The 12,959-nt window shown below is 68.9% G+C and carries 15 protein-coding genes; 5 read left to right on the top strand and 10 right to left on the bottom strand.

Annotated features, from left to right (window positions below):
• The first annotated feature begins 55 nt into the window (after positions 1-55).
• Entirely contained in the window at positions 56-1,948 is a 1,893-nt protein-coding gene (locus ACIPVN_RS10455; RefSeq protein ID WP_400442644.1) for a chaplin family protein, read from the top strand.
• A 304-nt stretch (positions 1,949-2,252) separates the two neighbouring features.
• The gene (locus tag ACIPVN_RS10450) at positions 2,253-2,747 is read left to right on the top strand and encodes a hypothetical protein (protein ID WP_400442643.1); all 495 of its coding nucleotides are present in this window, start codon (positions 2,253-2,255) and stop codon (positions 2,745-2,747) included.
• Positions 2,748-2,997: 250 nt separating this feature from the next.
• On the opposite strand, the gene rplI is transcribed toward ACIPVN_RS10450, so the two are convergent.
• From rplI to rpsF, 4 genes are all read right to left on the bottom strand, one after another.
• Complete coding sequence (rplI, locus tag ACIPVN_RS10445) at positions 2,998-3,450, bottom strand: 50S ribosomal protein L9 (RefSeq protein WP_400442642.1); 453 nt, start codon at positions 3,448-3,450, stop codon at positions 2,998-3,000.
• An 11-nt stretch (positions 3,451-3,461) separates the two neighbouring features.
• Positions 3,462-3,716, bottom strand: a complete 255-nt coding sequence (gene rpsR, locus ACIPVN_RS10440; protein ID WP_017829850.1) for a 30S ribosomal protein S18 — start codon at positions 3,714-3,716, stop codon at positions 3,462-3,464.
• A 74-nt stretch (positions 3,717-3,790) separates the two neighbouring features.
• Positions 3,791-4,297, bottom strand: coding sequence for a single-stranded DNA-binding protein (locus ACIPVN_RS10435; protein WP_400442641.1), 507 nt, complete (start codon positions 4,295-4,297; stop codon positions 3,791-3,793).
• 5 nt (positions 4,298-4,302) lie between these two features.
• A complete protein-coding gene (gene rpsF / locus ACIPVN_RS10430; RefSeq protein WP_400442640.1) occupies positions 4,303-4,671 on the bottom strand; it encodes a 30S ribosomal protein S6 in 369 nt (122 codons plus the stop codon).
• Between the two features lie 203 nt (positions 4,672-4,874).
• Between rpsF and ACIPVN_RS10425 the strand changes: the two genes are divergently transcribed.
• Positions 4,875-5,588 (top strand): hypothetical protein, encoded by a 714-nt coding sequence (locus tag ACIPVN_RS10425; protein ID WP_400442639.1) that lies wholly within the window; start codon positions 4,875-4,877, stop codon positions 5,586-5,588.
• Positions 5,589-5,731: 143 nt separating this feature from the next.
• A complete protein-coding gene (locus ACIPVN_RS10420; protein ID WP_400442638.1) occupies positions 5,732-6,439 on the top strand; it encodes a hypothetical protein in 708 nt (235 codons plus the stop codon).
• A 143-nt stretch (positions 6,440-6,582) separates the two neighbouring features.
• Here ACIPVN_RS10420 and ACIPVN_RS10415 read toward each other — a convergent pair whose 3' ends face one another.
• Genes ACIPVN_RS10415 through ACIPVN_RS10395 form a run of 5 tightly spaced genes read right to left on the bottom strand, consistent with a single transcriptional unit; the run spans position 6,583 to position 11,764 of the window.
• Positions 6,583-7,422 carry an ABC transporter ATP-binding protein gene (locus ACIPVN_RS10415; RefSeq protein ID WP_400442637.1) on the bottom strand — a complete coding sequence of 280 codons (840 nt, stop codon included), beginning with the start codon at positions 7,420-7,422 and terminating at the stop codon, positions 6,583-6,585.
• Entirely contained in the window at positions 7,415-8,203 is a 789-nt protein-coding gene (locus tag ACIPVN_RS10410) for an ABC transporter ATP-binding protein (RefSeq protein WP_400442636.1), read from the bottom strand. Before ACIPVN_RS10410 ends, ACIPVN_RS10415 begins: the two co-directional genes overlap by 8 nt.
• The gene (locus ACIPVN_RS10405; protein WP_400442635.1) at positions 8,200-9,108 is read right to left on the bottom strand and encodes an ABC transporter permease; all 909 of its coding nucleotides are present in this window, start codon (positions 9,106-9,108) and stop codon (positions 8,200-8,202) included. Before ACIPVN_RS10405 ends, ACIPVN_RS10410 begins: the two co-directional genes overlap by 4 nt.
• Positions 9,105-10,166: an ABC transporter permease gene (locus tag ACIPVN_RS10400; RefSeq protein ID WP_247624082.1), complete on the bottom strand. Its 1,062-nt coding sequence runs from the start codon at positions 10,164-10,166 to the stop codon at positions 9,105-9,107. Before ACIPVN_RS10400 ends, ACIPVN_RS10405 begins: the two co-directional genes overlap by 4 nt.
• A gap of 14 nt (positions 10,167-10,180) precedes the next feature.
• Positions 10,181-11,764 (bottom strand): ABC transporter substrate-binding protein, encoded by a 1,584-nt coding sequence (locus ACIPVN_RS10395; RefSeq protein ID WP_400442634.1) that lies wholly within the window; start codon positions 11,762-11,764, stop codon positions 10,181-10,183.
• Between the two features lie 206 nt (positions 11,765-11,970).
• Between ACIPVN_RS10395 and ACIPVN_RS10390 the strand changes: the two genes are divergently transcribed.
• On the top strand, positions 11,971-12,504 hold the full coding sequence (locus ACIPVN_RS10390) for an Lrp/AsnC family transcriptional regulator (protein WP_400442633.1): 534 nt from the start codon (positions 11,971-11,973) through the stop codon (positions 12,502-12,504).
• 88 nt (positions 12,505-12,592) lie between these two features.
• Here the strand turns inward: ACIPVN_RS10390 and ACIPVN_RS10385 are convergent, their stop codons facing one another.
• The gene (locus ACIPVN_RS10385) at positions 12,593-12,952 is read right to left on the bottom strand and encodes a hypothetical protein (protein WP_400442632.1); all 360 of its coding nucleotides are present in this window, start codon (positions 12,950-12,952) and stop codon (positions 12,593-12,595) included.
• Between the last annotated feature and the right edge of the window lie 7 nt (positions 12,953-12,959).

The following is a 12,959-nucleotide window of genomic DNA, read 5'->3' as shown; positions in this document are numbered from 1 at the left end:
CATCTTCGCGCGCACCCACATCAGACACCCCAGTCCAGTCAAGGAGAAAGTCATCATGCGTACTTACCTCAAGCGGGCCCTGTGGGGAACGCTTCTCGCCGGCGGGATCACCCTGCTCGGCGCAACGGCCGCCAACGCGGCAGACACCTCGGGAGACGACGGAGTTCTCTCGGGCAGCCAGGTCGAGGCTCCTGTCTCGGTCCCGGTCACGATCGTCGACAACGCGATCTCCCTGCTCGGAGACTCCTCCGCGCAACCGGCTCCTGCCCCGGCACCGGCCCCTTCGCCGGCACCCGCCCCGGCACCAGCTCCCGCCCCGGCGCCGGCGCCGGCGGCCACGACGAACGGCGACTCCGGCACGGCATCCGGAACGCAGGCCGTCGTGAACGTCACCGTCCCGGTGAACATCACCGACAACTCCATCAGCCTGCTCGGCGACTCGTCGAGCGAGCAGGCTGCGGCACCCGCCGAGGCCCCGGCTCCGGCTCCCGCCGCGCCGGCCCCGTCGGTCACCACGACGGGCGTCGATGGTCTGCTGTCGGGCTCGCAGGCGCTTGTGCACGTCGATGTGCCCGTGACGGTCTCGGGCAACGCGATCTCCCTTCTCGGAGACAGCGAAACCGCAGGTCAGGATGCCGCGGCACCGGCATCCTCGACCGCTCCGACGACGGATGCCGTCGCCCCGACGACCTCGGGTGACGACTCCGTGGCGGGCGGTACGCAGGTGGTCGCCCCGATCTCGATCCCGGTCGATGTCTCGGGCAACGCCGTCTCCCTCCTGGGAGACAGCGCCGTCGCTCCTGCGGCTCCGGCTCCGGCCGCGCCGGGCACCGACCTCGGCGACTTCGAGGCGCTCCCCGCTCCGTGGACGACCACGAGCGGCGACGACGGTGTGCTCAGCGGAAGTCAGGTGACCGCTCCGGTCGCGGCTCCCGTGAACGTCACGGGCAACGCCGTGTCCCTCCTCGGAGACAGCGTCTCCACCGGCACGTCGGCTCCGGCCAGCGGTTCGGCGGGCGCCCCCATCACCGGCAGCACCACCACCGGTGACGACGGCATCCTCGGCGGCACCCAGGTGACCGCACCGGTGACCGCCCCCGTCGACGTCACCGGCAACGCCATCTCCCTCACCGGAGACAGCGCCGTCGTCGGCACCACCGGCACCGGCACCACCCCGGCAGCCCCGTCCACCGGCAGCACCACCACCACCGGAGACGATGGCATCCTCGGCGGCACCCAGGTCACCGCACCCATCACCGCCCCCGTCGACGTCACCGGCAACGCCATCTCCCTCACCGGGGACAGCGCCGTCGTCGGCACCACCGGCGCCACCACGGGAGCCACCCCGGCAGCCCCGTCCACCGGCAGCACCACCACCGGAGACGATGGCATCCTCGGCGGCACCCAGGTCACCGCACCGGTGACCGCCCCCGTCGACGTCACCGGCAACGCCATCTCCCTCACCGGAGACAGCGCCGTCGTCGGCACCACCGGCACAGGCACCGGCACCACCCCGGCAGCCCCGTCCACCGGCAGCACCACCACCGGAGACGACGGCATCCTCGGCGGCACCCAGATCGGCCTGCCGATCACACTGCCGATCACGATCGGTGACAACGCCATCTCCGTGATCGGAGACAGCACGGTGACCACGCCGACCGGCACCGACCCCGGAACCGACCCCGGAACCGACCCCGGAACGGATCCCGGGACCGACCCCGGAACCGGCCCCGGAATCGATCCGGGAACGGAACCGGGCACCGTCCCCGGCATGAGCCCTGGAACGGGCTCGAGCTCGGGCGGAACGATGGCCGCGGGCATGGCGACGTCGTCGGGAGGAGCTGACGCGCTGGCCACCACCGGTGGTTCGGCGTCGTACGCACTGCTCGCCGTCGCCGCTCTGCTGGTCCTCACCGGATTCGGCCTGCTGCGCCGCCGCACGGCGTAACGCGGACCCCGGTGGTCCGGCGCCCTGGAGGGAGGAGGCGCCGTACCACCGGTGCGCCGCGTCGCCGCGGTAGCGACGAGTTGCCCCCGGGTCCCCAGCCCGGCGTCGACCCCGACGCGGCTGCAAGGGCGGATGCCCCGTGCCCCCAGCACGGGGCATCCGTCGCGCCCGCGTTCATGACTCCGGCGATCGGCGCTGGATCCGCATCGTTGCGCTGAAATGGGCCGCCGATCCATGATCCTTCCGGAGTTCTGCACCGTGCCTGGCGCTCACCCGCCGCATAGAATCCTCGACGGAGGACACCATGCACACGCAGCGTCGAAACGCGATCGAACGCGGCAACCTGCGCGGCGCCCGCACGTTCGACATCCCGACGGATGCCGTGGTGACGACACTCGGCGAACTCGATCGCACCTTCGCCGACGCGCATTTCCGTGCGCGCGCCGTCGACCCGGCATCCGGCGCTCTGCGCCTCTACCGACGCGGCTCGATCGTCGGCGACGTTCTCATCGGAGGAACGGGCCTCTCGCTGGTGACACGTCGGATCGGCCCGCTCTCGGCGCTCGGTGTCGTCGTCGTCTGGGCGGGCGATCAGGGCCGCGGCATCTCGCGCGTGATCGTCTCGCTCGTCGCCGGCTCGGAGGTCGGCGCAGACGTCGTCGACGCGGTACAGGACGCGGTCCAGTCCCTCGTGGCCCGCGGCATCACGCTCACCGAGGGAGGATGGTCACGCGCCGTCGACGTCGACCCCGCGCTTCCCGTGAACCCGCGCCGTGCCGCCGAGCTCGGGCTCCGCTGAGCGGATTCCCCTCGGCGAGCCACACGCGCCACACGAATCCTCGAACTCCCCTTCAGCGCCAGTTCGGCCGAACCCCCGGTGGCGCTAACTCAGGAAGAACGCTCTCCGAGCCCCCCGAATCTGCCCTATCCCGCCCTCCACGCCCCGATCTTCCTGAGTTAGTGCACACCCATCCCACGCGAGCGCCCCCGAATACGCCGAACGCCCCCTGTCCCGAAGGACAGAGGGCGTTCCGCGGAAGTGACGCGAATTACTTCGCGGCGACGACCTGCAGTGTGATGACCGCGGTCACGTCGTCGTGCAGACGAACCGTGGCCTCGTGGTCACCGGTCGCCTTGATCGGCGAGGTGATGTGCACCTTGCGCTTGTCGATCGAGCCGAGGCCCGCAGCGGCGACGGCGTCTGCGACGTGCTCGGTCTTGACCGAGCCGAAGAGACGACCGGCGGCGCCGGCCTTGACGGCCAGACGCACCTTGGTGCCCTCGAGGGCGTTCTTCAGTGCGACAGCGTCGTCACGATCGTGGATCGCGCGTGCCTGACGCGCGGCCTGGATCGATGCGACCTGCTTTTCGCCACCACGGGTCCACGCCGTAGCGAAGCCCTGGGGGATGAGGTAGTTACGGGCGTACCCGTTCTTGACCTCGACCACGTCACCGGCACTACCCAGCCCGGCGACCTCGTTCGTGAGAATCAGCTTTGCCATCTCGATACCCCTTACCGGCCGGCGCCAGCGTAGGGCAGGAGCGCCATTTCGCGCGCGTTCTTGATCGCCGTGGCGATCAGACGCTGCTCCTGCACCGAGACACCGGTGATACGACGGGCACGGATCTTGCCGCGCTCCGAGACGAACTTGCGAAGGGTGGCGACATCCTTGTAATCGATGACTCCGACCCGGATCGACTTCGCGGGAGCGGTGGGCTTGCCACCCTTCCGCGGCTTGCGGCGGTCGCCGCTCGACTTTCCAGCCATGGTTTTTCCTTAGTTGAGAGCGGCCCCTCGACGAGCTCAGGGACCCAGCGGGTCACGGGCTCAGGGCCAGAGAATTAGAACGGGGTGTCGTCGCCGAAGCTGCCCGGAGTGCTCCAGGCGTCGGCGCTGGTCGACGAGCCGGGGGTAGACCACGGCTCCTCCGACACCTGCTGCTGCTGCGCGGGGCGAGACTGTCCTCCGCCGCCACCGCCGTTCGAGGCCGCACGGGTGACCTGCGCGGTCGCGTAGCGGAGCGAGGGGCCGATCTCGTCGACCTCCAGCTCGATCGCGGTGCGCTGGTTGCCCTCGCGGTCCTGGTAGGAGCGCTGACGCAGACGGCCCTGCGCGATGACGCGCATGCCCTTCGTCATGGTTCCTGCCACGTGCTCGGCGAACTCGCGCCAGACGGATGCGCGGAGGAACAGCGCTTCGCCGTCCTTCCACTCATTCGCGGCACGGTCGAAGTTCCGAGGCGTCGACGCGATGGTGAAGTTCGCCACCGGCAGCCCGTTCTGCGTGTAACGCAGTTCGGGGTCGGCCGTGAGGTTTCCCACCACGGTGATGACGGTTTCGCCGGCCATGGGACTTAGGCCTTCGCAGCCTTGGCGGCCTTGCGAGCAGCCTTCTCTTCGGAGCGCTTGGCTTCCGAAGCGACCATCGCCTGAGCCTCTTCCGAGCGGAGGACCTTGGTGCGCATGATCTGCTCGTTCAGCTTGAGCTGACGGTCGAGCTCCTGCGTGGCCTCGCTGGTAGCGGTGAAGTTGACGACGGCGTAGATGCCTTCGTTCTTCTTCTGGATCTCGTAGGCCAGACGGCGCTTACCCCAGATGTCGACGTTCTCGATCGAGCCACCATCGTTGGTGATGACCTTCAGGAACTTGTCGAGCGTAGGTGCGACCTGGCGCTCGTCGATCTCGGGGGTCAGAATGACCATGAGTTCGTACTGGTGCGTCACTTACCCACCTCCTTCGGACTAGAACGGCTTCCGAGGATTTCTCGGAAGCAGGAGGGTGTGTGAACGTGCCCGCCAGAAGGCAGACAACCTGGAAAGTCTAGCGGACGGAACGGGGAGGTTCCACCACGTGGGTCGGTTCCCGATTTGGCATGCTTGTCTGCGGTGGCCGGTGACCGTCATCGGCCGCATGAAGGGGGGACGCCATGCGCGTCAACATGTGGAAGGCCGGAGCCGTCGTCGCAGCCGCGATCCTGCTGGCGGGATGCTCGGCACCGAGCGGGAACGGCAGCGAGAGCAAGCCCAGCAGCACGAGCAGCTCGTCGTCGTCGGAGGAGACCTCGTCGTCGGCATCCGACTGCCCCGAGCTCGCAGAGGGGGAGAGCGTCGACATCACCGCACTCGCCACGTGCTCGGCCGATCGTATGAAGGAGTCCGCCGGATACGCGGCGACGTCGACCACCATGGGAATGGTCTCGACCGCGCGCTACGACTCGGCCAACGAGGCCACCGAGGTCATCTCCGACATGGGTTCGATGATCATCATCGGCGACGACTCCTGGGTCAAGAGCTCCTCCAGCGAGTGGCAGGTCGCCGACCCGAACTCGAGCGATCCCGTGATCGCGGCTCTCAGCACCGGTGCGCAGAGCGCGGCGAACCTCGACCCGGCCACGGCCGCGTCGGCGCTGAACGGTGAATTCACCGTCACCGGTACGGGCGAGCGCCTGGGCAAGAAGGTCTTCATCGTCAGCGGAACGACCGAGACGCAGGGCGTCGAGGTCGACGCGACGTTCGAGGTCACCGCGGACTACATCATCCTCGCGACGACCACCGCGACGGACGTGCAGGGTCAGGCGATCGAGTCGAACCTCGAGATCACCGACTGGGACGTGAAGCAGGACATCGTCGCACCGCTCTGAGCGACACGACGACGGCCCGGCATCCCTCTCGGATGCCGGGCCGTTCTGCGCTCGTCGGAGGGCGTCTGTAGGCTGACGATCGACCGACACGTCACCGCCGGTCGCGTATCCCACCACTGCGCCTCGGCCCTCCTGGGAGATCCATGTCCGGCTCACACATTCAGCGGCGCCTCGTCGCCGCCTCGTTTGCTGCTCTCTCGGCGCTCGCTCTCGCGGGATGCGTCCCGCTCTCGGACGATCGACCGGCGAGCAGTCCGACGCCTTCGCCGACAGCATCCGACAGCGGGTCGGACTCCGGCACGGCCGCCGAGAACATCGAGATCCCCGACACCGATCTGTCCTTGGCGGCGGGCGCCGACCTCCCCGACGGTCTGGCCGTCAGCGTCGGGACGAGTCTCGCCGGCGACGCGGACTGGAAGATCGAGCCCGCGAGTTCCGGACCCCAGACCTACCGCCACGTCCCGACCGGCTGCACGGTCGAGTACGCGAGCGGCCCCTACGCCGCCGACTCCGATGACGATCGTGAGGCGACATTGCAGTTCCTCGCCGAAGAGGTCGGCATCTCCGAGGATCCGGAGCACGAGATCAGCGCCGCGTATCCCTACGACACGTCCGGAGTGCCGGGTGCCACGGCCTCCGAGCACCAGATCGAGTTCATCGGCTACGCCTTCGGACCGGATTCGAACAACGCGGGCGATATCTTCACGACCGTCCGCGCGATCCCCGCGACCGGCAGTGTCATCGTGATCGAATTCGAGTGCGACGAGCCGGACGTGCTCACGACGATCGTCGGCGACGCCCAGAACCAGTTCACGATCGGCCTGTACCCCGCCGATCTGTTCGGGGGATAGAGGCAGCGGAGGGCCCTTCGACAGGCTCAGGGACCCAGCAGCGGCCGCGGACCCAGCAGCGGCTCAGGGACCCAGCAGCGGCTCACGCAGCACTGGGTTGCTGAGCCTGTCGAAGCACCCTGTCGAAGCACCCCGTCGAAGCCTCAGTTCAGGACGGGCGGGATCTCCGACCAGACCTCGCGGTCCTCGGTCGACGGGGCCTCGGGGATGCGCCCGGTACCGTCGGGCTCGGGGATCGCGGCGAGCAGCGCCTGGGTGTACGGATGCTGCGGCGCAGCCCAGAGCCGATCGGTCGGCCCCGACTCGAGCACGCGCCCGGCGTACATGACGAACGTGCGGTCGGCGATGCGTCGCACCACGGCGAGGTCGTGCGAGATGAAGAGCATCCCCGCGCCGGACTCCGCCACGAGGTCGCGCATGAGGCCCGCGACGCTGGTCTGGGTCGAGGCGTCGAGTGCCGAGATCGGCTCGTCGGCGACGAGCAGCGAGGGTCGAGCGGCGAGCGCCCGGGCGATGGCGATGCGCTGCTTCTGCCCGCCCGAGAACTGGTGCGGAAAGCGCGAGGCGACCGAGGTCGGCAGTCCGACGCGCTCGAGCCATTCCTCGACGGTGGATCCGGCGGCACCGCGCGCTCGGGCGGTGGCGATGCCGTCGGAGATCTGGTCGCCCACCCGTCGGCGCGGGTTGAGCGAGGTCGACGGGTCCTGGAAGACCATCTGGATGCCGGTGAGGGCGATCGAGCGTCGACGGATGCCGAGGGGCGAGACCGGTGCGCCGTTGAAGAGCACCGTTCCCCCCGCGGTCTTCTCGATGCCGACGACGGCGCGAGCGAAGCTCGACTTGCCGCTGCCGGACTCGCCCACCAGGGCGACGGTCTCGCCCGCGGCGACGGTCATCGACACCCCGTTGACGGCGATCACGGGCGGGTTGCCCGGGTAGCGCACGACCATGTCCTGCGCATCGAGGACGGAGACCTCACTCATCAGCGTCCTCCTCGATACGGGAACCGGGCAGTGCGGCGAGCAGCATCCGCGTGTACTCGTGCTGCGGGTCGCGGAACAGCGTCTCGCGATCGGCCTTCTCGACGATCAGGCCGTCCTTCATGACGGCGACCTCGTCGGCGATCGCGCTCATCACGCCGAGGTCGTGGGTCACGAGCAGCACGGCGAGCCTGCGCTCGATGGCGAGGTCGCGCAGCAGCTGCAGGATTCCGGCCTGCACCGTGACGTCGAGGGCCGTGGTCGGCTCGTCGGCGAGCAGCACGTCGGGGTCGCAGGCCAGGGCGCACGCGATCGCGATGCGCTGGCGCTGGCCTCCCGAGAACTGGTGCGGGTAGCGCTTCAGGGCTTCGGTGGGGTTCGGCACCTGCACGGTGCGCAGGAGCTCGACGGCCTTCTCGCGCGCCGCCGCACCGCGAAGACCGAGGTGCACGCGCATGTGGTCGGTGAGCTGACGGCCGACCGGCAGCTGCGGGTGCAGCGAAGCCGAGGGGTCCTGGAACACCATCGCGATGCGCTTGCCGCGCACGCGGTTCATCGCCCGGCGCTTCAGCCCGACGAGCTCCTCCCCCGCGAGGGTGATCGAGCCGCCGGTCTTCGCCTGCCGCGGCAGCAGTCCCAGCACGGCGAGCGAGGTGAGGGTCTTGCCCGAACCCGATTCGCCGGCGAGGCCGTGGATGCGGCCGGCCTCGAGGTCGAGCGAGACGCCCTTCACGAGCGGGCGGCCGATGTCGATCGTCAGATCGCGGATGCTCAGCGCGGTCATGCGGGCACCCCCGCGGCATCCGTCTTCTCGGCCTGCTTCTCGTGCGTCACTTCGGCCGTCGGGTCGAGGATGTCGCGCATCGCGTCGCCGAGGAAGTTGAACGCCAGCACGACGGTGAGGATCGCGAGACCCGGGAAGACCCCGAGCCACCAGGCGTCGAAGTTCTGCATGGCCGACGAGATCATCGAACCCCATTCCGCCGTGGGCGGCTGCGCGCCGAGGCCGAGGAACGACAGCCCCGACAGCAGCAGGATGGCGGCACCGATGTCGAGCGTCGCGAGCACCAGCACGGGGCCGGCGATGTTGGGCAGGATGTCGACGAACAGCGTACGCAGCGGCGAGTGGCCGAGGAGGCGGCCCGCGATGACGTAGTTCTGCCCCCGGAGGCCGAGCACGATGCTGCGGGTCACACGGGAGTACTGCGGCCACGACACCACGATGGCCGCGATCACCGCGTTGAAGAGCGACGGTCCGAGCGAGGCCGCCACCACCATCGCGAGGATCACGGTCGGGAACGCCATGAAGAGGTCGGTGATGCGCATGAGCGTCTCGTCGACCCAGCCGCCGAAGTACCCGGCGAGCGCACCGATCAGGGTGCCGATGATCATGGCGGCGACGACGAGCATGAGCGCGAGCGGCAGGCTCACGGTCGCACCCGTCATGAGGCGCGAGAAGATGTCGCGGCCGTTGCCGTCGGTGCCGAGGAGGGTCTCGACGCCGGGCTCCTGCAGGCGCGGGAAGATCTGCGCGTTGGGGCCGTACGGCACCCACCACTGCGCGGTGAAGGCGATGATCACCCAGGCTCCGGCGATGACGGTGCCGATGATGCCGAGGGGCGTGCGCCAGGCGCGCGGCCAGCGCAAGCGGAACCGCCAGGGGCCGGATGCTGCGTCGATGCCGCTCATGCGATCCTCACTCTCGGGTCGAGGACGCCGTAGAGCATGTCGACGACGAAGTTGATGAGGAGATAGATGAACCCGACGACGAGACCCACGCCCATGATGCCGGGCAGGTCGAGGTTCGCGGCCGAGTTGTAGGCGTAGGTGCCCAGGCCCGGCCACGCGAAGACCGACTCGACGAGCACGGTTCCCGAGAGCAGGGTTCCGAACGCGACACCGACGACGGTCAGGATCGGGAGGGATGCCCCGCGCAGCACGTAGTCGAGGATGACGCGCATCGCGGGGAGCCCCTTGGCACGGGCGGCGCGCACGTAGTCGCTGCCGAGGACTTCGAGCACAGACGTGCGGATGAAGCGGGTGAGCAGACCGATCGTCACGAGCGACAGCACCATCACCGGCAGGGCGAGGTGGGCGAGGGCGTCGAAGTAGCCGACGGCGTCGCCGTTCAGGAGGTAGTCGACCGTGTAGAGCCCGGTCACGCGCGGCGGCGGGGTGATCGACGGCGAGATGCGGCCCGACCCGGGGGCGATCCGCAGTTCGAGGAAGAAGACGTAGAAGCTGACCAGCGCCAGCCAGAACGTCGGAACGCTGAGGCCGACGAGCGTGACGACGCGGATGACCTGGTCGGTCACGAGTCCGCGACGGTAGGCAGCGAGCGTTCCGAGCACGATGCTGACGACGAGGCTCAGGATGATCGCGCCGATGGCGATCTCGATCGTCGCCGGCACGGCGGTGGAGAGGTCGCTGGTGACCGCACGGCCGGTCACCAGCGACGTCCCGAGGTCCCCGCGGAGCAGGTTCCCCATATAGATGAAGTACTGCACGATCAACGGCTGATCGAGTCCGTGCTCCCGGATGAACGCTTCTCGCGTCGCCGGGTTCTGCGATGCACCCTCACCGAGCGCCGCCGAGACCGGGTCTCCCGGCACCAGGTTGGTGAGCAGGAACGTGACGATCGTCACGCCCACCAACAGGAGCAGGGAGGTGCCGGCCCGCCGCAGCAGGTATCCGATCAGGGGAGACCGACGCCTGCGCGCCTGTCTCTGCACCGCCACCGTTGTCATGCGTCGTTATCCGTTCAGCCGGCCGGGGTGATCTCGGCGATGTCCATCTCCCACACCGAGTTGTACACGGCGCCCGAGACGGCGGATGCCGAGGCGACGTTGCGACCCGGAACGATGAGCGGCACGAACGGGCCTTCGGCCTGCATGGCCTCGGCGAACTCGGTGAACAGGGCGGTGCGCTCGTCGGCATCCGTCGCTGCTGCCGCGTTCGCGGCGATCTCGGCGATCTCCGGGTTCGCCTCGGCTGCCCAACCGGCGCGGAGGCCGACCTTCAGGCCCGGGCCGAACGGCAGGAAGTTCGCGGAGTCGGCGTAGTCCGGGCCCCAGAACCAGAGGCCGAAGCCCTCGGTGCCGTTGACGTAGGCGTCGAGTTCGGTCGCGAACGGCGCCGGGGCGAGCTCCACCGCGATGCCGGCATCCTCGAGCTGCGCCTGGATGCGCTCGGCGAGCGGGGTGAACTCCACGCCGCCGACCGGGTAGTCGTTCGGGAACTGCAGCTTCAGGGTCTGACCCGTGTAGCCGGCCTCGGCGAGAGCGGCCTTCGCGGCGTCGAGGTCCTGCGAGACGCCGCCGTCGAGCGAGCCCTCGAATCCGGGCGGGATGACGCCGGTCGCCTGCACCGCGCCGGCACCGGCGAGCTCGAGCAGCGCGTCGTAGTCGAGCGCGTAGCGGATCGCCTCGGCGATCTTGACGTTCGCGAGGTCGCCTCCGGCCTCGCCCTGGTTGAGCAGCAGGAAGATCGTCTGACCGGACGGCACGGAGTCGACCGTGAGGTCGTCGCCGAGGCCCGCGACCTGGTCGCCGTTCAGGTCCATCGCGACCATCGAGTCGCCGCCCTTGAGGTTGGCGAGCTGCGTGGCGCTCTCCGAGACATTGCGCACGACGACGCGGTCGTAGGCCGACTCCTCGTCGCCGTTGTACTCGTCGTTCTTGGTGAGCACGACCTGCGACGAGAGGTCGAGGGTGTCGAGCACGAACGGACCGGAACCCGCCGACTCGCCGTCGAGGAAGCTCTGCGCGCTGTCGGAGCCGTCGGTCGCGCCGCCGTTCTCGATCACGACGTCGGAGTTGACGATGCCGAGCGCCGGGTTCGCGAGGATCGCGGGCAGCTGCAGCAGCGGGGTCTCGGACGTGAAGGTGATCGTCTTGTCGTCGACCTCGGTGATCGTGATGCCCGCGAGCAGGAAGTTGGGCTTGGCGTCTTCCATGCCCTGGATGCGCTGCAGCGAGAAGACGACGTCCTTCGCCTCGATCGGGGTGCCGTCGGAGAAGACGCGGTCGCCCTCGAGCGTGAAGGTGAACTCGGTCGCGGCGTCGTTCTGCTCCCAGGAAGCGAGTCCGGGAACCGGGGTCGAGACGTCGGAGCCCTCGAAGTCGACGAGGGTCTCGTAGATCGCCTTGGCGATCATGTTGCCGGTCGGGTCGTAGGTGTGACCCGGGTCGGTCGTCTCGATCGAGAATGCGGTGTCGATGACCAGCGAGCCGGAGCCCGACGAGTCATCGCCGTTGTTGGCGGAGTTTCCTCCCGAGCAACCGGCGAGCGCGAGGAGCGCGACCGCTCCGAACGCGAGCGCAGGCAGAGTGCGGCGTGACGACATGTGAGCCTCCAAGGGCGAGGAGTACATTCGGGTGTCGGCCGCCACCGGTGTGGACGACCGTGGATCAGATTCGCATCATATGCGACGATGTGTCCAGCAAGTGTCGGGATGACCGGCACGGTCTGTCCAGATCAACAACCGTGGGGAGCAATATGTCCAGCAAGGATGCGGATGCATCGAAGCATTCTGGACGAAGTGCCACCGGGTTGGACGAGATCGCGTACAAGATTCTCGACGTACTGCGTGATAACGGTCGCATCTCGATCGCCGCACTCGCCGACAGGGTGGGGATCTCCCGCGCCAGCGCTTATTCGCGTGTCGAATCACTCGTCAGCGATGGCGTGATCACCGGGTTCAGCGCCCGCGTCGATCAGGCCAAAGCGGGTCTCTCCATCGGGGCCCTCGTCTTCGTCACCGTGTTGCCGCAGGCCTGGGCATCCTTCCGCGATCGCGTGAGCGAGATGCCCGACGTCGAGTGGTGCGCGATCACGACCGGCGAGCACGACGCCATGCTGCTCATCCGCGCCGTCGACGTCAGCGGCGTGCACGAGTTCTCGACCGGGGTCATCGCCCAGCTGCCCGAGGTGCGCACCGTCGTGAGCGTCGTGGTGCTCGACGAGGTCATCCGTCGGCCCTACCTGCTGCCCTCCGACATCCCCGAACGTCACGCCGAGATCCCCCTCGGCATGACCCGCTGGACGCCGGCATCCCCCGGGCGCGACGCGCTGCCGCCCCGCTGACCCGTCCACCCCGCTGAGGGGTCAAGACACGCCGCGCCCCGGCATCCGTTCGCGGCGTGTTGTGACCCCTCGCGGGTCGCACACCCGGTCAGGCGGCGGGGATCTCCTCGCACACGCTCAGCTGCGGCAGGCCGTGCATCTCGTAGTGCTCGACGAGGCGGATGAGCCCGTCGGCGGTGAGCTCCAGCTCGCTCTCCCCGTCGCCGGTGACGACCGAGCCGTCGGCCACGAGCACGTGCACGAACGACACCCAGATGGTGTCGGCGGTGCGGGTTCCCACGAACTTGCCGAAGGTCACGGTGTCGCCGGTGTACCCGCCCCAGATCGCGCCGTCCTTCTCGAAGTACTCGAAGATGCTCGGCGCCTCGGGATCGACCGCCGAGGTCGTGGAAGAGATCATCCGGAAGCGGCGGCCATCGAGCGAGGGGAGGGTTGCAGTCGCAGTCACCCTTCGA

The organism is Microbacterium sp. NPDC090003 (assembly GCF_044748385.1).
Taxonomy (GTDB): Bacteria; Actinomycetota; Actinomycetes; order Actinomycetales; family Microbacteriaceae; genus Microbacterium.
This window is presented reverse-complemented; position numbering and strand designations above follow the sequence as displayed.